We start from the raw sequence: 25,027 nt of genomic DNA on the forward strand, positions 1-25,027 counted from the left end.
ACAAACTTGGCGCGGCGCCCACGTCGCAGCGCCAGAAGGACTAGTCATGCTCAACTCCACATTACCGTCCTCAGGCGGGACTCGCGGTTCGGCGGCAAGAAACCAGTGGCTCGCCGTTTCCATGCTCGCCTTCGGCGTTTTTGTCGTCGGAACCGGCGAGTTCGTGCTGGCGGGTCTGCTGCCGCTGCTCAGTCGCTCGCTTGAAATCTCCCCCTCCGTCGCCGGCCAGGTCATCACGATTTTCGCGCTGACCTGCGCGATCGCAGGCCCGATCCTGACGACCGCGACGGTGCGCTGGCAACGCAGGACAGTCCTGGTTGCCGCATCGGCGGTGTATCTCCTGGGCAGTGCCTGGACGGCGCTGGCGCCCTCTTACCTGCAAGTCCTGCTTGGGCAGGTCGTGGCCGCGCTGGGCGTGGGCATGTTCGTTCCCACAGCCACCGTGACCGCCGCCGCCATGGTCTCGCCGGAGCATCGGGGCAAGGCCATCGCGCTGGTGGTCAGCGGCTTTACCGCGGCGACCGCATTGGGCGCGCCCTTGGGTACCGCCTTCGGCGGGGTGTTCGGCTGGCGATCGACCATGTGGCTGGCAACGGGCCTGGCCGCGATCGGCGTCATCGGCGTCTTCCGCGCCATTCCGGCAACGCTGGCCGTTACCGCCGTCCATGGACTGCGCCAGCAATTCCGGCTCCTGTTGGAGCCCCAGATTCTTGCCGTGCTCGGCGTAACGCTCTTGGCGTTCACCGCGATCTACATGCCGTACACCTACATCGGCATCATCTTTGAATCGGCTACCCAGGCGAACAGCTTCTACCTGGCGGGGCTCATGACTACCCTGGGCATTGTAGGGACGATCGGAAACCTGGGCGCCGGGATGCTTGCGGACCGCATAGGCGGCCCGAAAGTGGTAACCCTTGCCCTGCTTTGGTTGATTGCCGCCATGCTGGTCTTGCCGCTGGCGACGCAAAGCCTGCCCGCGGCGTTCGCAATGATTGCGTTCTATGGAATCGCAGCCTTTGCCATCACGGCGCCGCAACAGCATCGCTTGATCTCGCTCAAACCCGATGCCGCGGCCGTCCTCATCTCGCTCAACCAGGCCATCCTCTATCTCGCCATTGCACTGTCCGGATCGATCGGCGGGCTTGGAATCGAATGGATCGGGGCGATCAATCTGGGCTTTATTGCCGCGGCCCTGGCAGCGGCTGCGTTGTTGCTATCGATTTTGACGAGGTCGACGCCTCATGAATCGAAGTGATGCAAGCATTTTCCCGGCCCAACCCTCGGGCGGGGCTGGAGCCAGTAGGAATGCATCGCGGACCCTAGCGAAGCGCTGCCTGCTGAAGCGCCTGATGATCCGCATAGACCGCAGGCGCATCAAGCGCCCTCGCGCACATGACCACTACCGCCCGATCGCGGGAAAGGTCGCTGAGCCACGAGGTGCCGAGCCCGCCTGACCAGCCCGCGGTTCCTTGCAAGCCGTCCGTGAGGGACCGCCCTGCGTCGACCGAAACGCCGTAACCCCAGCCGCGGCCATCGAGAAACCCGGCTGCGCCGGCGCGCTGTCCGGCAGTAAGCTGGTCGGTCAGCATACGCCTGATCCAAGTCTTGCCCAGCAGCCGGCCTTTGGGCGTTTCCCCCTCGGCATGCAGCATGCGTACAAAGGCCAGGTAGTCGGCCGCCGTTGACACCAAACCGCCTTCGCCGCCTTCAAATGCGGGGGGCTGCGCCCAAGCGCTCCCCTCTCTCGGTCCGTCGGCAAGCCGGAGGTCGCTGGAATAGGCGGGCGTGAGGCGGGGCAACTGCCCGGGTTGGACGTAAAAGCCGGTGTCCTTCATATCCAAGGGTTCGAACACCTGCGCACTCAGGAACTCAGACAATGCCATGCCTGAGAGCCGGGCGATCAGCACTCCCTGCACATTGGACGCGACCGAGTAAAACCACTGGTCGCCGGGATGGGCCAATAGCGGCAAGGCGCCGAGCCTGCGAAGCCACTCATCCGGCCCCATGGCCGAGGCAGGCCGGGGGGCATCAAAGCCCACCAGTTGTTGGCGCGCGATTTCCCGCTGGATCGGCGTGCTGCCCGGAGCGGCGGGCACGATGCCGGTACCGAGCCGGGACGTCAGGATGTCCTCGATGGTGATCTCGCGCTTCGCCGGGACCGTTCGATCCAGGTCGCCATGCAAATCGACCAGTACCTTGGGCTTGCCGAGCTCGGGCAACCACTTGGCCACGGGCTCGGTCAGCTCGATATCGAGTCTTTCGATCAACATCATGAGCGCGACCGCCGTGATCGGCTTGGTCATGGACGAAATACGGAAAATGGCATCAGGCGCCAGCGCAGCTGAACGCTCCATATCGACGTGCCCGGCCACGGCAATGCGGCTTGGCGACTTCCCGCTGAAGCGCGCCACAACGGCGCCAGGATAAAGCGTGCTCGCGTCTGCCAAAGCTGCGTCAATATCGCCCATAGTTTCTCCATTGTTGTACTTGTCCATCGGACAGGATCGCGCGACGCCCGCGCAACCGTTTCAAGAGCGGGCCCAGTCCGGGCGCTCCAGCATCAAGCTTGCGATGACGCCAAAGACGATCCCCCAGAACGGCGCGCCGATACCAAACAGTGCGGGGCTGCCCAGCGTCACCAGAAATGCGACCAATGCCCCAAGCGAGAATTTCTGGCTAAAGGATGTTTGGAAGGCCCCCTGCAAGATGCGCAACAGCGCAAGGCCGGCAAGCGAAGCAAGAAACGTCGTGGGCGTAGCCAGCATGGCCTGGGTCACAATCGGGGAAAACGCTCCGAACAGAATCGCCAGGATCCCCAGGAAGATGCCCGCGAGCCAGTGACGGCTTCTGCATTCGCCCGATGCGAGGATGGCGCTCGAGGGCCCGGTCAGGCATGTCGATACGCAACCGAAAAGCGCGGTGATGGCCGAGAAAATGCCGCAGGCATTGGTAATCGCATTGACGGGCGGGCTATGACCCGCATTTCTCAGCAGGGACACGCCTTGTGGTGTGTAGACCGCCACCACGGTCACCGTAAGCGGCACGACCAATTCGAGAATCGCGGGCCAGGAGAAGGCGGGCACATAGAGATTGGGCTGCGCCAGCGCATTGGCCACCGTCACGCCTTCAATGCTCGGCGCCTCGCCCGCAATCGCCAGCGACACAATGCCAACGATCAATACCCCGACCATGGGCGGGAACCGCTTCTGAACGGCAGGAAAAGCCGAAAGCACGAAGAAAGTCACCGTCATGGCCGCGGCAAGCCACGGGTCCGAGGCAAACGACCGTATCCAGTCCAGACCGAAGTTCAGGAACACGCCGGCGACCATGCCCATGATGATAGGCAATGGCAGACGATCCATCACAAGCTTGACCCATCCGGTCAGCCCCAGGGCAAGGATCAGGATGGCCGTAATGAGGTAGGCGCCGATGACCTCGGCGAAAGTCAGGTGCTGGAGCGCGCTGGCGACCAGCACGGTGCCAGGGATCGTCCAGAAAAACGCCAGGGGCTGCCGGTAGATCGCAGACATGGCCACGGTCAAGATGCCGTTGATGGAGAAGGCCGCGAAGATCCATGACGCGATGTCGGATTGACTGAGCCCCCCTTTCGCGCCCGCGCTCATGATAATCGTCACCGGCGCCGAGGCAGCGAACAGGAACGCCACAAAGGCGTTTGTCAGCTCGGCAACCGGGAGATGAACGAAAGGCGATCGGGCAGTTCGGGAACGATTGGAGTGAGCCATTTCAGATGGATGTCCTTGCCACTGGCGGAGATGCTTTTTACCGAGTCCAGCACCGCTCCGTCTTGAACGAAATTGCAGGCGCCAAGCGATGGCCAAGGACTTGCCGTCCTGCTGCTCGTCGTCCGGAGATAAAAAAATAGTTGTTTACCATTCAGTAAAATAATACCTATAATCCGACGCGTGAACAGCGGCGAAGGACAACGATCATGAGTGGAAGGCCCAAGGAGTACGACGACACTGCCGTCATAGACGCCGCCATGGACGTTTTCTGGACCAATGGATACGAGGCCAGCTCAACGCAGGAGTTATGCGAGCGCACAGGCTTGGGGCGCGGCAGCCTCTACCATGCCTTCGGCAGCAAACAGAACCTCTATGAACAAGCCCTGCGCCGCTATCAGGAGCTGGGACTCCAGGCGCAAACGGAAATCCTCAACGGCCCTGGCAGCGCCAAGGATAGATTGCGGGCGCTGCTGCAATGGGGCGTTGACGGCGATCTGGACCCAAGCCAGCGCCGTAGTTGCATGGCGCTTTTTTCGGTCATGGAGCGCAGCAGCAAAGACCCGGTCATCGACCGGATCAACCGAAGCTATGTCAACAAGCTGGAAGCGACAATCTGCCACGTCATCGCCGTCGGCCAACGTAATGGCGAACTGTCTGGTGACCGGCTCGCGTTGGAAATGACGCGCGCGTTCCTTGCCAGCTACTACGGACTGCGCATCCTGGGGCAATCGATGCCGGATCGGGCGTTTCTGCAGGATGTGCTGGAAGGTACCTTGGCAGGCCTGTGAACAACAGCGCCAAAGCGCGATAGATCCCCTCCTTTGAATCACCACGAACCACAGGCTCAGGCCTATTTTTTTCCCTCTTTTGTTTACTGATCAGTACACTATTAACCTGGAATCGCCTATATGAACCACCCTGCAAGCACAGACGTCCGGCTCGTAGCAACCAAAACGGGAGCAGTCGTGATTCCCGCCTCCCTGGAGTCAGACGTTGCGCAGTTTCACTATGCACCCGCGCGCCGCGCAGGCGACTTTGTGTACCTCTCGGGCATTGTGGCTTGCAATAGAACAACCGAGCCAATGAGCGCAACTGCGTTTTGCGATGAACTGCGCGACGTGTTCAGACAGATCGAGCGCCTGCTCTTGGCTTGCGACGCGCAGATGGAAGATGTGATCGAGCTGCAGATGTTCCATGTATTCGGCAGCGGCCGCCTGGAACTGGACAAGGCTGGCCAGTTGGCCGCCATCGGACGGGTCCGCGATGAGTTCTTCTTCGCTCCGTATCCTGCCGCAGTGGAACTGGAAGTTGCTGATTTGAACCCCGATGGCGGGCTGGTAGAGATCAAGGCGGTGGCCTTTGCACCGCTCAACCGCGCGATTGGCGCCGAGTCCCCTACCCGATGACGGCGCACGCACGCGGGATCGTGTTCCCATCGTCCCGCTGCTGAACCCAACGAGCCGCCGGCTACCCCAAAAATAATCACCGGCCCCTGGCCGGTTCTTTTGGGTCAATTATGTACTGATCAATAAACTTTTAGGAGTTTCCCCATGCCTTTAGCGGTTTACATCCTGGGATTAACGATCTTCTCGCTGACCACCTCCGAGTTCATGGTGGCGGGCATGATGGCGTCGCTGACGCAGGCCTTCGGCGTTTCGGTGACGCAGATTGGCTACCTCATCTCGCTGTATGCCATCGGCATGGTCGTCGGCGGCCCCTTGCTCACGGTAGGCCTGATCAAGCTGCGCGTACCCAACAAGAAGGCCTTGCTCTGGTTGCTGGGCTTCTACGCAATCGCGCAGTCGGTCGCCGCATCCGCGACCAGCTACGAAGTCATGGCGTTCGCCCGGGTCGCCACGGGGGTAGCAGGCTCCGCGTGCTTTGGGGTATCGCTGGCGATCTGCGCCGAGATCGTGGCCATGCAGTCGCGCGGCCGGGCGGCGTCCATCGTGATCGGAGGCTTGATGCTGGCAACGGTACTGGGTGTTCCCATCGCCACGGTCATCGACCAGCATCTGGGTTGGCGCGCCAGTTTTTGGCTGGTGGTTGCGCTTGCCGTGCTGTGTGCAGGGGTGATCACGATCCTGGTGCCGTCTGCCAAGGCATCGGCAACGGCCAGCCTGGCCGCGGAACTGGCTGAGTTCAAAAACCGGCACCTGTGGGCGGCTTTCGCCACCAGCGGCTTGATCATCGGTGCGACGTTTGCAGCCTTCAGCTACTTCGCCCCGATCCTGACCGAGGTGACGGGCTTCGCCGCATCCTCAATTCCCTGGCTGCTGGGCGTCTACGGCGCGGCCAACGTGCTGGGAAATATGGTCGTCGGGCGCTATGCGGACAAACACGCCATGCCCATCATGGCTGGCGGCTTGATCGTGCTGGGCGCAACCTTGGCGTTGTTCGCGGTGTTTGCTGGCAACCAGATTCTCAGCCTGGGTGCGTTGATCGTGATCGGCCTGGTCGGCGTACCCATGAATCCCGCGATGATTGCGCGCGTCATGCAGACTGCGCATCCGGGCGCGTTGGTCAATACCGTCCATACTTCGGTGATCAATATCGGGCTGGGGGTTGGCGCGTGGATCGGCGGCCTGGGCATCGCGGCGGGTTATGGGGTGCGTTCGCCGCTGTGGGTTGGAGCCGCATTGGCCATGCTGGGATTGCTCAGTTTGTTGCCTTATCTAGGGCGAAAAACGCGCGTGGAGCGTACGTTGGTGGCAGGCCGGTAACGCTTCTTGAGCGCGACCGTTGCGGCAAGGCGGCGCACGCGGGCCAGAGGTGCACAGCGGCTCACCGGATTCCCCGGTGCCGCTTTCCGCCCCAGACCATCAACCGGCGGGATACGGCGGCCTGAACTTCTCAAGCTTGGCTTCCGCGGCATTCTGCGTGACGACGGGCATCAGGTTGCTGAACGTCCTGAATCCAGCAACCCCACGATATCGGCCCATGCCGCTGGCGCCGACCCCGCCGAACGGAATCTGCTCGTGAAAAAGCTGGGACACGACGTCGTTGAGGGTGAGCGACCCGGCCTGGAAGTTCTCCCGCAGCCAGCGTATTTCCTCCGGGTCATCGCCAAAATAGTAGGACGCGAGAGGACGCGTCAGCGACCGGGCATATCGGGCCGCCTCCTCGAAGGAGTCGCAGCCGATGACGGGCAGAATGGGGCCGAAGATTTCTTCGCGCATGACCGCCATCGAGGCGCTCGTCTCCAAGAGCAGCGTCAACGGGAACTGGCGGGATCCCGCCAGGCGCGCTTGTGCGCTATGCAGCATCCTCGCGCTCGCGCCTTTCGCCACGGCATCGTCCACCAGGGTCTGCAAGCGGACGCAATGCCTGTCGCTGATTATGGCGGAGTAGTCGTCATTGCCGGCAATCGAGGGATATAGCTGTTGCGCGTGCGAGAGTATCCCTTCGGCCAGGCGCTCCGCCACCTGCCGCGGCGCCAGCACATAGTCCGGCGTCACGCATACCTGCCCCGCAAACAGCAATTTCCCGTGCGCCAGGCGCGCGGCAGTCACGTCGATGTCCGCGCTCCTGCCGACGAAGACCGGGCACTTTCCTCCCAGCTCCAGGGTGACCGGCACCAGGTTCCTCGCCGCTTCCATCATGACTTTCCTGCCGGTTTCAGTCGACCCCGTGAAAAGCAGATGGTCGAACTGCAAACGGCTGAAGGCCGCCGCGACGTCGGCCCCGCCCTGTACAGCCAGGACTTCAGCGGCGTCGAACTCCCTGCCCAGTTCCCTGGCAAGCAGACTGGAGGTCGCGGGAGCCAATTCCGGCAGTTTGATCATTGCGCGGTTGCCCGCTGCCAATATCCCCACCAGGGCGAGATAGCTGATGAGGACCGGTCCATTCCAAGGGGTCATGGCTCCCACCACCCCAAGCGGTGCGAAGCTGAGCTGCACGTCGACATCCGGGTCGCCGACGTCCAGTGGCTGCGTTTTCATCCAATCGCCGAGTTGGCCCGACGTGTGGCGGATGATTTCCAGTCCCCCCAGGATGTCCGCGGAATGGCTGAGAAAACGGCTGCGTCCGCCAAAATCGGCCGCCTCCGCTTCCACGATCTCCTTCCGGTTCCGATCCAGCACGTTGGCCAGCCGCCTGAGACGGTCGAGCCGGACATCGAGAGCCGGATAGCCCGCGTTCAAGAACGACCTTCTCTGCCTGCCCAACGCCTCGGACAGTTCGTGTTCCATGGTTGTGGTCATGGTCGGGGCCCTTGATCAGAAAAGTCCGGACGGCGACAAGGCGTCGTTCCCCAGCCATCCGGCCAAGGCGTCCGCGTAGGGCGGAGCGTCCATGTAGCTGACTTTCTGGTCGGTGACGACCTGCACCAACGCGGGCTTTCCGGCGGAGAAGGCGCGCTGGACGGCCGGAACGATCTCCTGCGCTTCCTGGACGTACTCGCCATGCCCTCCCATGGCGCGCGCGATCTGATCGTATCTGACAGGGCTGAACGTGGCCTCGATGGCATGGCCGACATGCTGCATGTGCGACGACATTTCCGCGCCCAGCGCGCGATCGTCGTTGACGATGACCACCACGGGAAGCTGGTGTCGGACCAGCGTTTCGAACTCCGCCAGATGAAAGCCCAGTGCTCCGTCGCCCGTCAGCAGGCAGACGCGCCGCGAGCCAGCGGCAAGCTGTGCGCCGATCGCATAACCCAGGCCGGAGCCGAGGTGCGAAAAAGTGGAAGTGTAGAGAAATTCGCTGCTGCGCTGCTCGAAGAACGCCATCTTGTGCAGGATGGTAAGGCCGCCGTCCAACACGATGACGGCGTCGTCGGGAACAGCCTTGCGAGCCTCTAGCATGAGCCGGGACGGATGGATCTGCTCGGATTCGGGAATGGCCGCGGCCAGGCGCTCGCGCTCCGCTACGTACTCGACCCGCAAGCGCGATAGTTCTGCCCATGCCGGCGTCGGCCTTGCCCGTTCCAGTCCGGCGATAAGCTGCCCCAGAGTCAGCGACAGGTCTCCCACCACCGCATGATCTGCGCAGCGGTTCACGCCCACCATTCCGGGATCGGTCTCCAGCACCAGAATCTTGCGGTCCGCCCCTGCACCTGCGGCGAATGGCCCGTGACGCCCGTAGCCGTCCATTTCAGGGAAATTGGTTCCAATCCCGATCAAGAGGTCGGACTTCTCTATCGCCTCTCTGCCCGCCTGGCTGAACTGGAACAAGTACCTGTCATCGCTCTCGGGAACCGCTCCGGTACCCCCCAGCGAAGTCAGCACCGGCGCGGCGACCAGATCGGCCAGTTTGCGGAATTTGGCATGCAAGCGGTTCCTGACAACTGCGGGTCCGGCCATCAGGATGGGTTTGCGAGCGCTCAGTATCAAGTCGCAAGCCTTATCCATGCTGGCGGCGTCAGCGGCGCGAGGCTGCGCGCGATAACGCGCCGGACTTTCCGGGGGCGGAAAATCCCATTCCATGTCCTGGATGGAATAGTCGAATTCCAGATACACGGGCCCCGGAGTGCCTGCCCACGCCTGCCGGAATGCTTCCCTGACAATGTCGTCCAGATGGCCGGGCGTATCGATGGACGCCACGAATTTGCACGGCACGCGGAACATTTCGAGCATCGGCGCATACAGCCACCTGTTGCGGCGCACGGCAAGATTGGTGGCGGATTGCCTGCGCGAACCGATCAGCAGGAGAGGAATGTTCTCCTGCGCCGCACAGACAGCGGACGAGAGCATGTTGGAAACGCCCGGCCCCATGGCGCCCATGGCCACCTGCATGCGACCTGTCATGCAGTAATAGCCCGACGCCATGAAGGCCGCCACCTGCTCATGGCGCGGGCCAACGAGCCGGATACCCTTCTGCTGCGCGCATTTCTGGATCTCCACCATACTCAGATCCCCCTGGGAAAAAATCATCTCGACTTTTTCCTCGAGTAGAAGGTCGACCAGCCGATCGCCAAATGTCATCCTCACCCTGCTCTCCTGTTTCGGTATCAGCCCGCGCTTTCGCCGCCGCGGGATGCTGCATCAATGGAACGCCGCCAAGGATTTCTTCTTCAGCTGATCCAGGGCAAGGGCAAGGGTTTCCCGTCGGGATGGAACACCTCCACCGGCGAGGCCGCGAGTATGCCTCTGATCACCAGCGTGTCCTGGCCATCGTTGAATATCTGGTGAACCACACAGCCAGGAATGGCGACGCTCATCCCCGCCGAGAAGCGCAGCGTGCCCTCATCCGACTCGACCCGGCCCCAGCCCTGTTCGCACACGATCACTTCCGAGCATTCATGCCAGTGGTCCGGCGTCGCCATGCCCACCGCAATCTTCTGATGCCAGACCGAAAGGCCGGTCAAGCCGTCTCGATGCGACGCGATCGTCCGATGGGCGATGCCTTGCATCGATGTTTCGACTTCGTCGATGTTCTGTATCAATTTCATGTCCGTTTCCTCCCTGGTTCGCGGCCGCGCGCCGGCATCAAACCGGCTCATGCGCCCATCAGGACAAGGTAGCAAAGCCGGGATGGAACAGAGTTGGAGAAAGTGCATGATCTCGCGGACTTTCGTGCACTCGCCGTCGCGACTGGATACGTGGAGCCGAATTTCGCGCTGCCGAACCAATACGTACGCACAAGGTCGGATAGGGGCGCGTGCTTGCACGCGCTGGACCGCAAGATGTGGAAACGCTAATCTGGCTCGTGCCCATTGCCGCTGCTGCAACTGACGCGCCCGCGCTGCGGCGACACCCGAGCGGGACTTGCTGCCTGCGGCCCCATGGATCGAACAAGATGCAGACCATACTCGACACCGAACTTCTCACGCCGGGCAGGCGCTTCGAAGTGTTCCAACGCGCCGTATGCCGCGTCGCGGAAATTTCGGTGCGCCGGACCGCCACGGACGGTTTCAATGCCAAGATCAAACAAGGAAAGGTCGGTTTCCTCGAATACTCGCTCGTCGACTATGACTCCGTGAGCATCGAGCGCGGCCCGGCAGACATCGCACGCGACCGGCAGAGTGATTTTCTGCTTGCCGTTCATCTCGACGGACGGGTGCACATGAAGCACCTGGACCGCGAGATGCCGCTGCTGCGGGGCGATTTCACGATAGTGGACAGCACCCTGCCATACCGGATAGAAGCCAACAGTGCGGCCAGGCGCCTGATCATGCGTGTTCCCCGGCATGAGTTCATGCTGCGCGGCCTCGGCATCGATGCGATGTGCGGGCGCGTATTCAGCGGCGCACGCGGCACCAGCGGGCTGGCCTCCCGCCTGCTGCAGGCCCTGGCAGCGGAGACGCCCGACCAGATCCCGCCTATCGGCCATTCGCTCACCTCCGCGTTGCTCGACCTGGTCGCCGAATCGGAAACCCAGGATGGATCCGCGGTCCCGTTGGGCCGCTCGCACGACCACCTGATCAGGCGCATCAGGACGATGGCCCTCGCCCATCTCTCCGATCCGGATCTATCGGCGAGCCGCATCGCCGAGTTGGTGGGCATCTCCATCCGCTACCTGCATCGCGTATTCGCCGCCACGGGGACGACGCTGCACAAATGGATAGAAGACGAACGCCTGGAACGCGCCCGATGCCAGTTGCTGAACCTGAACCAGCGTCACCGCTCGATCCAGGAAATCGCGTTCAGCTGCGGCTTCAAGGACGCCAGCTACTTCGGCCGCCGCTTCCTGCGTAAATACGGCGCCACGCCCAGTCAACTGCGCCGCCGGCAGCCATGACGCAACCGCAGACACACTTTTTTATTTGACACTTAAATATTTGACGTAAGAAACTTGCGCCATCGATGCCTACAGGAATGGAGAAGCCCGTGAGCAAGATGGCCCATGCAGTCTGTGCAAGGAGAATCACGGGAGCAGCCATTCTGGCCGCATCGGTTGCCGGCTGCACAGGCTCCCCGCCCACGCCCGCGGTGACTGCCGACTCGGTCTTCATCAATGGCAAGGTGGTCACGGTCGACGCGCGCTCTTCCGTGGCCCAGGCCCTGGCCGTCAAGGACGGCAAGTTTATCGCCGTGGGTACGACGGGCAGCGTCATGTCCCACGCGGGCCCCACCACCCGTGTCGTCGACCTCAAAGGACGCACGGTGATTCCCGGCCTGGCCGACTCGCATCTGCATGCGGTCGGAGGGGGCCCGGGAATCGACCTGTCTGCAACGCGGTCCTTGGCGCAGTTGCTCGGCAAGGTCTCCGAAGCCGCCAAGGCCGCGACACCGGGCGAGGTGCTGGTCTCCAATAGCGATTGGCACGAAGCCCAACTCAAGGAACAGCGGCTGCCCACCGCCGACGAACTGGAAACCGCGGCCCCCGGCGTTCCCATCATTCTCGTGCGCGGGGGCCACAGCTATTTCCTCAACAACACCGCCCTGGCCAAATATGGCATTACGACGGCAACGCCGGTGCCGCCGGGGGGATCGATCCCCCGCGCCGCATCCGGCCGCCTGACCGGCGAACTCACCGGCAACGCCAAGCGGCTGGCCGCGCTGCCGCCGGCGCCACCCATCAGCCTCGCCACTCTAGAAGCACAGCAACGAAAGCTCAATGAGTACGGCCTCACCAGTATCCGCATCCCTGGCACGACTGTCGCTGCCTACCGGCAGTTCCAGCAGTTACGCGACAGCGGCAAGGCGACAGTGCGCTACAGCATCCTGTTCCGCCCCGCCGGCCTTGCCGACTTCCGCTCCAGCATTGTCGATGCGGGCATCAAGCAGGGCGAAGGTGACGAATGGGTCAAGGTGTGGGGCATCAAGATCAGCGTGGACGGCGGGTTCGAGGGCGGACGCATGACGCGCCCGTATGAAGGCGCCATGGGCAAAGGCGGCACCTACTACGGCCTGCAGACCATTCCGCAAGCGGTCTTCGACGAGTACGTCGCGGGAATCAATAGCGCCGGTTGGCGTACCGCCGTCCATGCGGTGGGCGATGCCGGCGTCGACCAGACGCTCCAGGGGTTCGAGAAAGCCAACGCGGAGCATGATCTCACCCACGCCGGCTGGACCATCGAACATGCGTTCATCACCCGCCCGGACCAGTACCCGCGCATCCGCGCCATGAATCTGCGCTTGTCCGTTCAGGATCACCTCTATCTTGCCGCGCCCGTGCTCAAGCGCTACTGGGGCGCCGAACGCGCCGCGCGCGTGACACCGCTCAAGACCTACCTGGAGCAAGGTTTCATGCTGGCGGGCGGCACCGATTCCCCGGTCATTCCGGTCAATCCGTTTTGGGCCGTGTACCATTTCCTGACGCGCGACACGATCTCGGACGGCGTCTATGGCGCGGATGAGGCGGTATCGTCACGCGACGCCGTGCTCAGGCTGATGACGATCAACAACGCCACGCTGACCGACGAAGCAGCCATCAAGGGATCCATCGAGGCTGGCAAGCTAGCTGATTTCGTGGTGCTTTCCGCCGACTACCTGAACATCCCGGCCGCCGAAGTAAAAGACCTGACGGCGCTGGCGACCTATGTGGGCGGCCAGGAGGTTTATCGGGCGGCTGCCTTCTGAATGCGGGCCGCATTCGGCAACCCCGCAAAACAGCTCAGGCTGGCCGGGAATCCTGTTGGTGTCAGACTACATTTCCCCAACCCGCTCCCGACCAAAAAAGAAAAAGGCGCCGAAGCGCCTTTTTCATTCACCGCAAGACTACTGCAGGATCACTCCCACTCAATCGTCGCAGGCGGCTTGCTCGACACGTCATACACGACGCGATTGATCCCGCGCACTTCGTTGATGATGCGCGACGAAACCCGCGCCAGCAGCGGATGCGGCAGCGGCGCCCAATCGGCGGTCATGAAGTCGAAGGTCTGCACTGCACGCAGCGCGACCACGTACTCATAAGTACGACCATCGCCCATCACCCCCACCGACTTGACCGGCAGGAACACGGCGAACGCTTGCGAGGTCAGCTCGTACCAGGTCAGGCCGCTGGCCTCGTCCTTGGTGTTGCGCAGTTCCTCGATGAAGATCGCGTCGGCGCGGCGCAGCAGTTCGGCATATTCATGCTTCACTTCACCCAGGATGCGCACGCCCAGGCCGGGGCCGGGGAACGGGTGGCGGTAGACCATCTGCGGCGGCAGGCCCAGGGCCACGCCGAGTTCGCGGACTTCGTCCTTGAACAGTTCGCGCAGCGGCTCCAGCAGTTGCAGGTTCAGCGTGTCCGGCAGGCCGCCCACGTTGTGGTGCGACTTGATGGAGGTGGCCTTGCCGGTCTTGGCGCCCGCGGATTCGATGACGTCGGGGTAGATCGTGCCCTGGGCCAGCCACTTGGCGCTCTGCTGTTTGCCGGCTTGTTCCTGGAACACTTCGACGAATTCGCGGCCGATGATCTTGCGCTTGGCTTCCGGATCCGCCACGCCTGCCAATTTGCCCATGAACTGGGCGGTGGCGTCGACGTGGATGATCTTCACGCCCATGTTTTCCGCGAAGGTCTGCATGACCTGCTTGCCTTCGTCCAGGCGCAAGAGGCCGTGGTCGACGAACACGCAGGTGAGCTGGTCGCCGATGGCCTTGTGGATCAGCGCCGCGGCTACCGAGGAATCCACGCCGCCCGACAGGCCCAGGATGACTTCGTCCGTGCCGACCTGCTCGCGGATGCGGGCGACGGCTTCGGCCACGTAGTCGGGCATGTTCCAGTCGCCTTCGCAGCCGCAGATCTCGTTGACGAAGCGGGCCAGCATGGCCTTGCCTTGAACGGTGTGCGTGACTTCGGGGTGGAACTGGACGGCGTAGAACTTGCGGTCTTCGTCGGCCATGCCGGCGATGGGGCAGGACGGCGTGGACGCCATCAACTTGAAGCCCGGGGGCAGCTCGGTGACCTTGTCGCCGTGGCTCATCCAGACCTTCAACATGCCGTGGCCTTCTGCCGTGGCAAAGTCTTCCAGGCCTTCCAGCAGCTTGGTGTGGCCATGGGCGCGGACTTCGGCGTAGCCGAATTCGCGGTGGTCGGAAAAGCTGACCACGCCGCCCAGTTGCTGCGCCATGGACTGCATGCCGTAACAGATGCCGAGGACGGGCACGCCCAGCTCGAACACCGCGTGCGGCACGCGCATGGAGCCTTCTTCGTAGGCGGAAGCGTGGCTGCCGGACAGGATGACGCCCTTCAAGCCTTGCGCCATCTGGTCGCGCACGAAGGCGTCGTCGACGTCGCCGGGGTGCACTTCGGAGTAGACGCCGGCTTCGCGGACGCGGCGGGCGATCAGCTGGGTGACTTGCGAACCGTAGTCGAGAATGAGGATGCGCTGGTGCATGGAGACTCTACCGGTAAAGAATAAAACCGCAGTAAATAAAACCGCACCGGCAGAACCGCTGATTCATTTGCGGTTCTGCCGGTGCGCGATGCATGACATTGTAGTTGACTGTACGGATCAGTCGGCGCGGTAGTTGGGCGCTTCCTTGGTGATCTGTACGTCGTGCACGTGGGACTCGCGCACGCCCGCGGAGGTGATCTCCACGAATTCGGTCTTGGTGCGCATGTCGTCGATGGTGGCGCAGCCGCAGTAGCCCATCGAGGCGCGGATGCCGCCGACCAGTTGGTAAATGATGGCCAGCACGCTGCCCTTGTAGGGGACGCGGCCTTCGATGCCTTCGGGAACCAGCTTGTCGGCGTTGTTGGACGGATCCTGGAAGTAACGGTCGGCGGAGCCGTCCGTCATGGCGCCCAGGCTGCCCATGCCGCGGTAGGACTTGTACGAACGGCCCTGGAACAGCACGACTTCGCCCGGCGCTTCTTCGGTGCCGGCGAACATGCCGCCCATCATGCAGGCGAAAGCGCCGGCGGCCAGGGCCTTGGCGACGTCGCCCGAGTAGCGGATGCCGCCGTCGGCGATCAGGGGCACGCCCGTGCCTTCCAGTGCCTTGGCGACTTCGGAGATGGCATGGATCTGCGGCACGCCCACGCCCGCGACGATGCGGGTGGTGCAGATGGAGCCGGGGCCAATGCCGACCTTGACGCCGTCGGCGCCATACTCGACCAGCGCGCGCGCGGCGGCGGCGGTGGCGATGTTGCCGCCGATGACTTCAACCTTGGGGTAGTTCTGCTTGACCCAGCGCACGCCTTCCAGCACGCCCTTGGAATGGCCGTGGGCGGTGTCGACGATCAGGACGTCGACGCCGGCCGCAACCAGTTTTTCCACGCGTTCTTCGGTGCCGGCGCCCACGCCGACCGCAGCGCCCACGCGCAGCTGGCCTTGGGCGTCCTTGCTGGCCATGGGGTGTTCGGTGTTCTTGACGATGTCCTTGACGGTGGCCAGACCACGCAGTTCAAAGCCGTCGTTGACGATCAGCACGCGCTCCAGGCGGTGCTTGTGCATCAGGGACTGTGCCTCTTCCAGCGTGGCGCCTTCCTTCATGGTCACCAGGCGTTCCTGCGGCGTCATGATGTTGCGCAGGGGCTGGTCCAGGTTCTCTTCGAAGCGCAGGTCGCGGTTGGTGACGATGCCGACCAGCTTGCGCCCTTCGACCACCGGCAGGCCCGAGATGCCATGCTGGCGCTGCAACGCGATGGCGTCGCGCACTTTCATCTGGGGGGTGACGGTGACCGGATCGATCACGATGCCGAATTCGTGGCGCTTGACGCGGGCGACTTCACGCGCCTGGGCGTCGGCGGACAAATTCTTGTGGATGATCCCGATGCCGCCCTCTTGCGCCATGGCGATGGCCAGACGCGATTCGGTGACGGTGTCCATGGCGGCGGACACTAGCGGGATGTTCAGGCTGATATTGCGAGTGAGGCGCGTAGCCAGGGAAGTGTCGCGAGGCAGGACCTCGGAATACGCAGGCACCAGCAACACATCGTCGAAGGTGAGCGCTTTTTGTACGAGACGCATGGGTAACTCCGGGCGCAAAGCAAGATTATACGCCGCTTGGGTGTTTTGCCTAGGTGTTGTCCCTAGGTTGGCGGGGATATTTCTATACCTGGCAGTGGCGGATTGCCATCTCACAAAGTTTTTACCCGGATATATTGACTTATATTTTTACCCGGATCATAATTCGTTTTAGATTTTTATCCGGATAAAATAATGAATCAACTATCCATGCCCAGCCACACCGATCCGCACACCGCCTTCACCGGCCACCGCATGCTTGCCACTGGCCCTCTGGCCGAGGTGGCGCTCGCCGTTAAACGGGCCATGGACTCGGGCAGCGACGCCGCCATCCTGGTGTTCGACGACCAGTCCGGCAAGCAGGTCGACCTGGATCTGAGAGGCGACGACGCCGCCATCGCGGAACGTCACCGCGCCCGCATCGAGCCGGCGCCCCTGGCCGCCGGAATGCCCGCCGACGTGGCAGCCGACCAGACGCAACCGCGCGGCCGGGGCCGCCCCAAGTTGGGCGTGGTGCCGCGTGAAGTCACGCTGCTGCCGCGCCATTGGGACTGGCTGGGCGCGCAGCCCGGCGGCGCGTCCGTCGCCTTGCGCAAACTGGTGGAACAGGCCCGCCGCGATAATGAAGCACAGGACCGTCGGCGCGAGCGCCAGGAGGCCGCTTACCGCTTCATGTCCAGCATGGGCGGCAATCTATCTGGTTTCGAGGAAGCGACGCGGGCGCTATATGCCGGCGACCGCGAGCGCTTTGCGCAGCAGATCGCCACGTGGCCCGAGGATGTGCGCGGCTATGCCATGGGGCTGGCATGGGACGGCTCCGGCGACAGTAGCGCGGAGTGATCCCAACCGCGAATTGGGCGCGGCGCGGACCCGCCGCGCGCTTCCCGCCAGAACCCCGCGCCATCAACGCAACATCGGCCACAACGTCAGCGCCAGTAGCCCTCCCATGACGATGTTGAACCATTTCAGGCGTCCGGGCTGCGCGAGGAATCCGCGCAGCGCCACGCCGAAGCCGGCCCACAGCGAAACACTGGGCAGGTTCACCAGCGCGAACACCAGGCACATCCAGGCCAGCGACGCCCAGGGCGCCGCGGCGTCAACATAGACTGCCACCGATGCCAGCGCCACGATCCACGCCTTGGGGTTGATCCACTGGAACAAGGCCGATTCCATGAAGGTCAGCGGCCTGGTCGATGCCTGGCCCGTGCTGATCGAACGCGATAGCGCGATGCGCCACGCCAGGTACAGCAGGTAGGCCGCGCCGCCTATCTTCAGTGCCGTGGACAACGGCGGCCAGGCCTGGAACAGCGCCCCCAGGCCCAGCCCTACCCCCAACAGCAGCGAGGTAAAGCCGACGGTGATCCCCAGCACCTGGGGTAAGGTCCGGCCGAAGCCGAAGTTGGCGCCCGAGGTCATCAGCATGACGTTGCTGGGGCCCGGCGAAACAGAGGTCACAAAGGCGAACACTGTCAGGGCAAGCAGATTTTCAAAGGACAAGACAAGGCTCCGGTGGCGCGCGGCGCAGGTTTGCGCGCCGACGATCAGACAGCGGCATTGTGGGTCCGGGCCAGCTTTATTAATATTGGCGGTTTTGACATCTTTGATAGCGTTCTTGCCATGAAGATCCAGATCCTGGCCCTGGAGGGCGTGTTCGATACCGGCCTGTCCGCCATCCTGGACGTATTCGCGACAGCCAACGAGCTGTCGCCACTGCTGCCTGACCCCGTGCAGCCGTTCGAGGCACGGGTGGTCGGCTTGCGCCGCAAGGTGCGCACCTCGCAGGGATTTGGCGTGCCCGTTTCAGGCAGTCCGGACCCGTCGGACCCGGGCTGGCTCGTCATCCCGGCCATCGGCTGCAAGATGCCCGAAACGTTGGTACCCGCGCTGGGCCGCGCCGACGTGCGCGACGCTGGCCAGATGCTGCGCGAACGCACCCCCAGCGCGAATACCGCCGCGGCCTGCATCGGCACCTTCGTGCTGGCCGAATCGGGCCTGCTGGACGGCCACAAGGCCACCACCACCTGGTGGCTGGCGCCGCTGTTCCGGCAGCGCTATCCGGCGGTCGACCTGGAGGACAAGCACATGCTGGTGCGTTCGTCGTCGCTGCTGACCGCGGGCGCGGCCTTGAGCCACATGGACATGGCGCTGTGGCTGGTGCGCCAGGCCAGTCCCGAACTGGCGGCATTGGTGGCGCGCTATCTGATCGTGGACCAACGGCCGGCGCAATCCGCCTATGTCATCACGGATCACCTGACGCATGCCGAGCCGCTGGTGCAGGGCTTCGAGCGCTGGGCGCGCGCGCACCTTGCGCAAGGATTCTCGCTGGATGCCGCGGCGCAGGCGCTGGGCGCCAGCAAGCGCACGCTGGCGCGCCGCACGCAGGAGGTGCTGGGCAAGAGCCCGCTGTCGTTCTTCCAGGATTTGCGCGTGGAGCGCGCCGCCCATTTGCTGAAGACCAGCAGCCTGTCGCTGGAGCAGATCGCGGCCCAGGTCGGCTATGCCGACGGCGTCACGCTGCGCAACCTGCTGCGCCGGCGCCTGGGCCATGGCGTGCGCCAGATGCGCTGATGCCCCGCACCCGGCCCGCGTGCGCGATGCGGGCGGTGGGCGCGTTCAGCGATATGGGTTTTAATCGGAGATAAGCGGCGGGCGCGCTTTTCGCGCCTGCGCATTTCCACACGGTGCGTCATGGCCATCGCAAAGAACTTCCTGCTCTACGACGGAGACTGCCCTTTCTGCTCGAACTACGTGCGGATGCTGCAATTGCAGAAGGCCGTCGGCCCCATCGATCTGCTGAACATGCGCGACCATCCCGATCTGGCGGTGGCCTACAAGGCGCAGGGCTACGACCTGAACCAGGGCATGCTGCTGCACTTGGACGGCCAGGACTATTGGGGCGCCGACTGCATCAACCGGCTGGCGCTGATCAGCACCGGCAACGATCTGTTCAACAGCGTCAACGCGGCCGTGTTCCGCAATCCCTGCCTGTCAACGGCGCTCTACCCGTTCATGCGCACCGGCCGCAGCCTGGCGCTGACGCTGCTGGGCAAGAAGAAGATGCAGATGTAGGCGCGCTGGCCCGTCACCGACGCGGCGCGCGGGAATGGCACCCGGTTGAAGACCGTACGCGCTAGACCGCGCCCACCGCTCTTGCCAGAGGCTCTTCGGCCATTTGCGCATCCGCATTGGCTTCGCAGCGACGCCACCCCGATCCTGGGTCGCGCTTGTCGTCGAAATAATCCCAGTCCGTGCCGCATACCGCGCAGGTGAACGCTAGTTGCTGCACGCCCCGCTGCGTCTCCCCAGCTGACCGCACTACGCCCAGACTGATCAGGTCTTCATGTCCGGGCGCATCGCGCCGGTCCGCTACGATAGCCTCGCATTTTTTGCACGCCCCCATGCCCTTTCCCCTTTCAATATCCTTTCAGCGGATATTACGAAGGGAAAAACGTTTAAAGCTCAGCAATTCTCACCGTTCCGGGGCCGGCCGGCGCTGTAGTTCAGCCAACCCCGTCGGCTACGTCAGACCAGCGTCACCTTGCCCGTGGCCAGGCTATACACGCCGCCGACCACTCCCAGCTTTTTCTGCTGCACCATCTCTTGCAAGAGCGGCTGCGCGTTCTTCAGGCGATCGACCGCCATGCGCACATTTTCCTGCACGGCCGCGGCCATCAGATCCTTGGCGCCCGACTTGCTCGCGAGTTCGACGGCGGGCTTGATCGCGTTCACCAGGGCCGGCAGATGGCCGGGGAACTCGGTCTTGTCCTTCCACGCCTTGATGGTCGCGTCCACCGCGCCGCAATTGTCGTGGCCCAGCACCAGGATGAGCGGCGCGCGCAGCACCAGCGTGCCGTACTCCAGGCTGGCCAGCCCGTCTTCGTTCACGAAGTTGCCAGCCACGCGCACGATGAACAGGTCGCCCGGGCCTTGGTCGAAAGCCAGTTCGGGCGCCACGCGCGAGTCCGAACAGCCCAGGATGGCGGCGATGGGCTTCTGCTTTACGGCGCGGGCGGCGCGTCCGGCGGAGAAATCCCGCATGTTCGGCTTGTTGGCGGCGTAGCGGGCGTTGCCAGCCATCAGGCGTTTCAATGCCGCGTCAGGACCGATATCGTTTGTGGGTACAGCGGCCTGGGCAGCGCCCAGCCAGCCCGAGGCGCCGGCCGCTGCCATTGCAGCAGCACCGAACAGCAAGCGGCGGCGATTGAAATGCAGGGGATTTGCGCAAGAGGAACAGTCGCACATGAGGCTCTCCTGAAAGACGAACGTCTAGGAAACCAGCGCAGGACTATTTTGCCGCTAGCGTGGCGCCCGCGCCTCAAAAATAAGGATGGAGGGCCCTGAAAGAGTCTGTCGCAATTGCCGCTTGAGATACAGGCACCCCAGGCGTAACGTGGAATAGCGGCATAAGCCGCGTCACCTGCATAGGTACGCACCATGACGCCCAACACTCCCCACCCCAAACCGGCCCACACCACGCCCGATTCCGGTTCGCCCGACGCGCACTCGCCGCCGCATGCGGAAAAGGACCGGGCCCGTGCCGATCACCAGCACGAGGAAGCCCGGCGCAAGGCCCTGGTCGGATCCCAGCACAAGGAAAACACGCGCAGCGTCGCAGCTCCGCGCTATCACGGGCACCGCGGCGGATGACGTTCCTGCCGGCTAGATTCCGTAACTTCTTGGAAAAACATCAAACTGCAATAAGCGCCTGAAAGTCGGACCATCACATGTTGGACTTTGGATGGGACCAAAAGTATGAGTCCCGGTCCGGATGCCCTGCCCTGAATGGTTTTCAACGACAGAGGATGCTTATCGTGATTCCTATCAGAAAGACCGCCGCCGCCTGTGCGCTGGGCGCCTTCGTGACCCTGGCGGCGGCTGGCCAGGCCGCCTTTGCCCAGGCCCAGGCGAACGCCCCCGCGCCCCTGGCTACCGGCCTGACCGATTCCGGCGTCGCCGAAGGCCAGGTGGTCGAAGCGGTGCGCAGCGGCGACATCCTGTCGATCAAGGTGCGGTTCAAGCCCATCGTCATGGGCAAGACGGAGATGCTCTATCCGCAGATCAGCAAGAGCGACTATGAAAACAGCTTCTACGTCGTGGCTGGCAACAAGAAGCACCTGCTGCTGAGAGACAGCAACGACAAGCCGCTGACCAATCCCAAACTGATGATCAGGACCGAGAAGGACGCCCCGATCGCCGGCTCCTGGCAGGGGAAATTCCCCGCCCCGCCCAAGGAGATCAAAGAGGTCTCGCTGACGATACCGAGCGTCGAGACCTTCGACGCCATCAAGATCACCGACCGCTAGCCATGGCCGGCTACCCGGGCTCGTCAACTCTGCTGGCCGCGGCGTTGCTCGCCGCCACCGGCGGCTCCATGGCGCAGGAGCCACCCTACAAGGCCGAGATCCTGGATCTGCAGGCCACCATCCTGGACTTGAAGGGTCTGCCCTCCGACGCCAGCGGCGGCATCTCGGACCTGAACGCGCAGATAGACGGACTGGCCGCGCGCCACGACGGCCTGTCGGTGCGGCAGGACAAGAATGCCGTGACCGTCGCCATGCTGGGCGACGTGCTGTTCGACTTCGACAAGACCGCCATCCGTCCCGCCGCCGAGCCTACGCTGCGGGACATCGCCAGCCTGATCAAGGCCAGCTCGGCGGGGACTGTAGCCATCGAAGGCCACACCGATTCCAAGGGATCGGCGTCCTACAACAAGGACCTGTCCTTGCGCCGCGCGCAGGCGGTGGCGCAATGGCTGGCAAGCCACGGCGTGGACAAGGCTCGTCTGACTGTCAAGGGACTGGGCGATACCCAGCCGATCCAGTCGAACCGGCTGGCAAATGGCGCGGACAATCCGCAAGGACGGGCGCAGAACCGGCGGGTAGAGTTCGTGCTGCCCAAGCACTGAACAGCGCGGCGCGGGACCGGGTCCTTTTCAGCGGGCCGGGCCTCGCGACTCGTCCGCAACCGCCAGGGCCACATCCATACTGACCAGCACCGGCGCGTTGCGCGGCAACTCGCGCACGCCGATGACCGAACGCGGATGCTCGCCCTGGCGCCCGAAAATCGCCACCAGCAGCTCCGATCCGGTATCGGCGATGGCGGACAGCCTGGTGCTGGCGCGCTCGCCCACCTGGAAGAAGTAGTTGACGCGCAGTATCTGCTCCACCGCATCCAGGCTGCCCTGCGCGTGATGGGCGACCCATGACAGCGCATGCAACACACACAGGCGCACCGCCTCGCGCGCCTGCGCTTCGCCGACCTGCTCGCCTATGGCGCCTTGAACCAGCAACTGGTCCGCGCTGAGCTTGGGAATCTGCCCGGCGACATACACCGTGCTGCCGTGCCGAAACGCCGGCAAATAGGCATAGTGCGTGGGCGTGGGCTCCGGCAGGACGAGTCCCAAGGCCTGCAAACGCGCATCGGCTCCGCTCATGACGTTCCTCAGAGACTGCCGGGCAGGAAGTTGACCTGCTTGGCCAGCGTCGCCCAACGCTTGTTCTCCGCCGCGACGAAATCGGTGAAAGCCTGGGCCGAACCGCCCTTTGTGCTGACGCCCTGCTCTTTCAGGCGCGAGGCCACTTCGGGCGATTGCAGCGCCCGGTTGAAATCCTGGTTGAGCTTTTTGACGACCGCCTCGGGCGTGCCAGCCGGGGCGACGATGCCCTGCCAGGACGTGATGTCCATGTCCGCCAGGCCGACTTCCTTGTAGCTGGGTATGTCCGGCGCGGAATCTATCCGCTCGGAAGACGTGACAGCCAGGGCGCGCAGCTTGCCGGCCTGGACGTGGGGCAGCAAGGTAATCACCGGATCCAGGATCAGGCTGATATGTCCGCCCAGCAAATCGTTGATGGCGGGCGCGCTGCCCTTGTAGGGAATGTGGGCCATGCGGATGCCGGCGCGCTGCTTGAACAGTTCGCCTGCCAGAAAGGTGGAACTGGAGGCCGAGCCGAAGGTCAGCGTATCCGGTTTGCTCTTGGCATAGGCGATGAACTCTTTCATCGTCTTGGCAGGCACGGCGTTGCCGGTAGCAATGATGTAGGGCTGGTCGGCCAGCAGGATCACCGGCGCGAAGTCGCGTGCGGCGGAATACGGCAGGCTGCTGTACTGCAATTCGTTGATCGACATGATGGGCAGGTTGGCCAACAGCAGCGTGTAGCCGTCCGCTGGTGCGCGGGCCACGAACTCGGCCCCGATGATGCCGCTGGCGCCGGGCTTGTTCACCACCAGCACGGGCTGCTTGACGTCCTGGCCCAGCTTTTGTGCGACGGTGCGCACGACCAGGTCGGCCACGCCGCCCGGCGGGAACGGCACGACGATCTGTATGCTTTTATTGGGAAAGTCCTGCGCGCTGGCGTTCCAGACGGCGCCCAGCGCCAGCGTGGCGCACGCAAGGATGCGAATGGCGTTCTTCATATAAGTGCTCCGAGGTTGCGTCCGGTCAGGGATTGCGGATGGAAGGGATTTGCGGGCCGAAGCTCTGGTCGAAGAAGCGCATCCAGTTCCCGCCCATCAGCAGCGCCACGTCGTCCGATGAAAACCCGGTCGCGCGTAAGCCCTGCTCGATGTTCTGGAAACCGCGGCTGTCCTGGAACCAGTCCGGCTGCGGCGGAAACCCCGGCTGCGCGGCCGAGCCTTCGCCGTAATCGATGTTCTTGGTATAGCGGCCCGTGCGCATCCACTGCACCACCGAGTCCGGCTGGTCCTGGCACAGATCCGAGCCCAGGCCCAGATGCTCCACTCCCACCAAGTCCGCGGTGCGCGCCACCATGGCACAGAAATCGTCGAGCGAACAATCCGACTTGTTCTTGAGATGATGCGGATAAAGCGAGAAACCGAACATGCCGCCCGCGCCGGCCAGCGCTTTCAGCACCGTGTCCGACTTGTTGCGCAGCGCCTGCGCCCAGGCATGCGGATTGGCGTGGCTGATGGTGATGGGCCGCTCGGACAGTTCTATCGCTTCCAGCGTGGAGCGCTCGCCCGAATGGCTCATGTCGATGACCAGCCCGACCCGGTTCATTTCCTTGATCACTTCGCGGCCCATGCGGGTGACGCCACTGTCGACCGCCTCATAACAGCCCGAAGCCAGCAAGGACTGATTGTTGTAGGTCAGCTGCATGAAGCGCACGCCCAGCGTGTGCACCACTTCGACCAGGCCGATGTCGTCTTCGATGGGCGATGGGTTCTGCAACCCAAAAATGATCGCGGTGCGGCCGGACTCGCGGGCTCGCCTGACGTCGTCGCCGCTGCGCGCCTGCACGATCAGTTCCGGAAAGCGCTCGAACCACCGGTTCCAGCGTTCGATGTTGTGGATCATCTCGCGCAGGTTCTCGTGATAGGCGATGGTGACGTGGACCGCGTCCACGCCGCCTTCACGCAGTTGGCGGAATATCTTTTCGGACCAGTTGCTGTATTGCAGCCCGTCGATGCGTAAGGCGCTTGCGCTCATTGCTTGCTTCCTGGATTGGCAGTGAGCGGTACTGTAGATTTCCGGCCATAATTCAGT

24 protein-coding genes are annotated in these 25,027 nt (G+C 63.5%); 12 read left to right on the forward strand and 12 right to left on the reverse strand.

Translation table 11 applies throughout. From position 1 onward, the window contains the following. Nucleotides 1–46 precede the first annotated feature (46 nt). Nucleotides 47–1,255 (forward strand): MFS transporter, encoded by a 1,209-nt coding sequence (locus tag IPU70_RS00430; protein WP_207464157.1) that lies wholly within the window; start codon nucleotides 47–49, stop codon nucleotides 1,253–1,255. A gap of 64 nt (nucleotides 1,256–1,319) precedes the next feature. Here IPU70_RS00430 and IPU70_RS00435 read toward each other — a convergent pair whose 3' ends face one another. After that, nucleotides 1,320–2,495 (reverse strand): serine hydrolase, encoded by a 1,176-nt coding sequence (locus tag IPU70_RS00435; RefSeq protein ID WP_207464158.1) that lies wholly within the window; start codon nucleotides 2,493–2,495, stop codon nucleotides 1,320–1,322. 33 nt (nucleotides 2,496–2,528) lie between these two features. Continuing rightward, on the reverse strand, nucleotides 2,529–3,743 hold the full coding sequence (locus IPU70_RS00440) for a benzoate/H(+) symporter BenE family transporter (protein WP_207464159.1): 1,215 nt from the start codon (nucleotides 3,741–3,743) through the stop codon (nucleotides 2,529–2,531). Nucleotides 3,744–3,949: 206 nt separating this feature from the next. Here IPU70_RS00440 and IPU70_RS00445 point away from each other — a divergent pair, with 206 nt between their 5' ends. The 3 genes from IPU70_RS00445 (at nucleotide 3,950) to IPU70_RS00455 (ending at nucleotide 6,466) form a co-directional block, all read left to right on the forward strand. Further along, on the forward strand, nucleotides 3,950–4,531 hold the full coding sequence (locus IPU70_RS00445) for a TetR/AcrR family transcriptional regulator (protein ID WP_207464160.1): 582 nt from the start codon (nucleotides 3,950–3,952) through the stop codon (nucleotides 4,529–4,531). Nucleotides 4,532–4,651: 120 nt separating this feature from the next. Further along, on the forward strand, nucleotides 4,652–5,149 hold the full coding sequence (locus IPU70_RS00450; RefSeq protein WP_207464161.1) for a Rid family hydrolase: 498 nt from the start codon (nucleotides 4,652–4,654) through the stop codon (nucleotides 5,147–5,149). 144 nt (nucleotides 5,150–5,293) lie between these two features. After that, nucleotides 5,294–6,466, forward strand: a complete 1,173-nt coding sequence (locus tag IPU70_RS00455; protein ID WP_207464162.1) for an MFS transporter — start codon at nucleotides 5,294–5,296, stop codon at nucleotides 6,464–6,466. A gap of 99 nt (nucleotides 6,467–6,565) precedes the next feature. Here IPU70_RS00455 and IPU70_RS00460 read toward each other — a convergent pair whose 3' ends face one another. The 3 genes from IPU70_RS00460 to IPU70_RS00470 all read right to left on the reverse strand — a co-directional run bounded on the left by IPU70_RS00460 (nucleotide 6,566) and on the right by IPU70_RS00470 (nucleotide 10,134). Continuing rightward, nucleotides 6,566–7,933, reverse strand: coding sequence for an aldehyde dehydrogenase family protein (locus IPU70_RS00460; protein WP_207464163.1), 1,368 nt, complete (start codon nucleotides 7,931–7,933; stop codon nucleotides 6,566–6,568). 27 nt (nucleotides 7,934–7,960) lie between these two features. Continuing rightward, complete coding sequence (locus IPU70_RS00465; RefSeq protein ID WP_207464164.1) at nucleotides 7,961–9,667, reverse strand: thiamine pyrophosphate-binding protein; 1,707 nt, start codon at nucleotides 9,665–9,667, stop codon at nucleotides 7,961–7,963. 89 nt (nucleotides 9,668–9,756) lie between these two features. After that, nucleotides 9,757–10,134, reverse strand: a complete 378-nt coding sequence (locus IPU70_RS00470; RefSeq protein WP_207464165.1) for a cupin domain-containing protein — start codon at nucleotides 10,132–10,134, stop codon at nucleotides 9,757–9,759. 347 nt (nucleotides 10,135–10,481) lie between these two features. Between IPU70_RS00470 and IPU70_RS00475 the strand changes: the two genes are divergently transcribed. Together IPU70_RS00475 and IPU70_RS00480 are read left to right on the forward strand one after the other, a co-directional pair. After that, complete coding sequence (locus IPU70_RS00475) at nucleotides 10,482–11,423, forward strand: helix-turn-helix domain-containing protein (RefSeq protein ID WP_207464166.1); 942 nt, start codon at nucleotides 10,482–10,484, stop codon at nucleotides 11,421–11,423. Nucleotides 11,424–11,521: 98 nt separating this feature from the next. Then, on the forward strand, nucleotides 11,522–13,207 hold the full coding sequence (locus IPU70_RS00480) for an amidohydrolase (RefSeq protein ID WP_207464595.1): 1,686 nt from the start codon (nucleotides 11,522–11,524) through the stop codon (nucleotides 13,205–13,207). A gap of 149 nt (nucleotides 13,208–13,356) precedes the next feature. On the opposite strand, the gene guaA is transcribed toward IPU70_RS00480, so the two are convergent. After that, entirely contained in the window at nucleotides 13,357–14,949 is a 1,593-nt protein-coding gene (gene guaA / locus IPU70_RS00485; protein ID WP_013394368.1) for a glutamine-hydrolyzing GMP synthase, read from the reverse strand. 117 nt (nucleotides 14,950–15,066) lie between these two features. After that, on the reverse strand, nucleotides 15,067–16,527 hold the full coding sequence (gene guaB, locus IPU70_RS00490) for an IMP dehydrogenase (protein WP_013394369.1): 1,461 nt from the start codon (nucleotides 16,525–16,527) through the stop codon (nucleotides 15,067–15,069). Between the two features lie 192 nt (nucleotides 16,528–16,719). On the opposite strand from guaB, the gene IPU70_RS00495 reads away from it, so the two are divergent. Next, nucleotides 16,720–17,364, forward strand: a complete 645-nt coding sequence (locus IPU70_RS00495; RefSeq protein ID WP_207464167.1) for a DUF2239 family protein — start codon at nucleotides 16,720–16,722, stop codon at nucleotides 17,362–17,364. Nucleotides 17,365–17,427: 63 nt separating this feature from the next. Here IPU70_RS00495 and IPU70_RS00500 read toward each other — a convergent pair whose 3' ends face one another. Beyond that, complete coding sequence (locus IPU70_RS00500; RefSeq protein ID WP_207464168.1) at nucleotides 17,428–18,021, reverse strand: LysE family translocator; 594 nt, start codon at nucleotides 18,019–18,021, stop codon at nucleotides 17,428–17,430. A gap of 120 nt (nucleotides 18,022–18,141) precedes the next feature. Here IPU70_RS00500 and IPU70_RS00505 point away from each other — a divergent pair, with 120 nt between their 5' ends. Further along, complete coding sequence (locus IPU70_RS00505; protein ID WP_207464169.1) at nucleotides 18,142–19,092, forward strand: GlxA family transcriptional regulator; 951 nt, start codon at nucleotides 18,142–18,144, stop codon at nucleotides 19,090–19,092. 120 nt (nucleotides 19,093–19,212) lie between these two features. Next, nucleotides 19,213–19,593: a DCC1-like thiol-disulfide oxidoreductase family protein gene (locus IPU70_RS00510; protein WP_013394373.1), complete on the forward strand. Its 381-nt coding sequence runs from the start codon at nucleotides 19,213–19,215 to the stop codon at nucleotides 19,591–19,593. A 453-nt stretch (nucleotides 19,594–20,046) separates the two neighbouring features. On the opposite strand, the gene IPU70_RS00515 is transcribed toward IPU70_RS00510, so the two are convergent. Continuing rightward, nucleotides 20,047–20,766 carry a carbonic anhydrase gene (locus tag IPU70_RS00515; RefSeq protein ID WP_207464170.1) on the reverse strand — a complete coding sequence of 240 codons (720 nt, stop codon included), beginning with the start codon at nucleotides 20,764–20,766 and terminating at the stop codon, nucleotides 20,047–20,049. A 192-nt stretch (nucleotides 20,767–20,958) separates the two neighbouring features. Between IPU70_RS00515 and IPU70_RS00520 the strand changes: the two genes are divergently transcribed. The 3 genes from IPU70_RS00520 to IPU70_RS00530 all read left to right on the forward strand — a co-directional run bounded on the left by IPU70_RS00520 (nucleotide 20,959) and on the right by IPU70_RS00530 (nucleotide 22,429). Beyond that, entirely contained in the window at nucleotides 20,959–21,171 is a 213-nt protein-coding gene (locus tag IPU70_RS00520; protein WP_207464171.1) for a hypothetical protein, read from the forward strand. Nucleotides 21,172–21,326: 155 nt separating this feature from the next. After that, the gene (locus IPU70_RS00525; RefSeq protein WP_242702240.1) at nucleotides 21,327–21,827 is read left to right on the forward strand and encodes a hypothetical protein; all 501 of its coding nucleotides are present in this window, start codon (nucleotides 21,327–21,329) and stop codon (nucleotides 21,825–21,827) included. 2 nt (nucleotides 21,828–21,829) lie between these two features. Continuing rightward, complete coding sequence (locus IPU70_RS00530; RefSeq protein ID WP_207464172.1) at nucleotides 21,830–22,429, forward strand: OmpA family protein; 600 nt, start codon at nucleotides 21,830–21,832, stop codon at nucleotides 22,427–22,429. A 27-nt stretch (nucleotides 22,430–22,456) separates the two neighbouring features. On the opposite strand, the gene IPU70_RS00535 is transcribed toward IPU70_RS00530, so the two are convergent. From IPU70_RS00535 to IPU70_RS00545, 3 genes are read right to left on the reverse strand one after another with little or no spacing between them, the layout of a single operon-like run. Then, the gene (locus IPU70_RS00535; protein WP_207464173.1) at nucleotides 22,457–22,957 is read right to left on the reverse strand and encodes a RidA family protein; all 501 of its coding nucleotides are present in this window, start codon (nucleotides 22,955–22,957) and stop codon (nucleotides 22,457–22,459) included. Nucleotides 22,958–22,965: 8 nt separating this feature from the next. Next, entirely contained in the window at nucleotides 22,966–23,937 is a 972-nt protein-coding gene (locus IPU70_RS00540) for a tripartite tricarboxylate transporter substrate binding protein (protein WP_207464174.1), read from the reverse strand. A 25-nt stretch (nucleotides 23,938–23,962) separates the two neighbouring features. Next, nucleotides 23,963–24,970: a membrane dipeptidase gene (locus IPU70_RS00545; RefSeq protein ID WP_207464175.1), complete on the reverse strand. Its 1,008-nt coding sequence runs from the start codon at nucleotides 24,968–24,970 to the stop codon at nucleotides 23,963–23,965. Nucleotides 24,971–25,027: the final 57 nt, after the last annotated feature.

The sequence above is a fragment of the Achromobacter sp. SD115 genome, assembly GCF_017355315.1.
GTDB lineage: Bacteria > Pseudomonadota > Gammaproteobacteria > Burkholderiales > Burkholderiaceae_B > Achromobacter > Achromobacter xylosoxidans_B.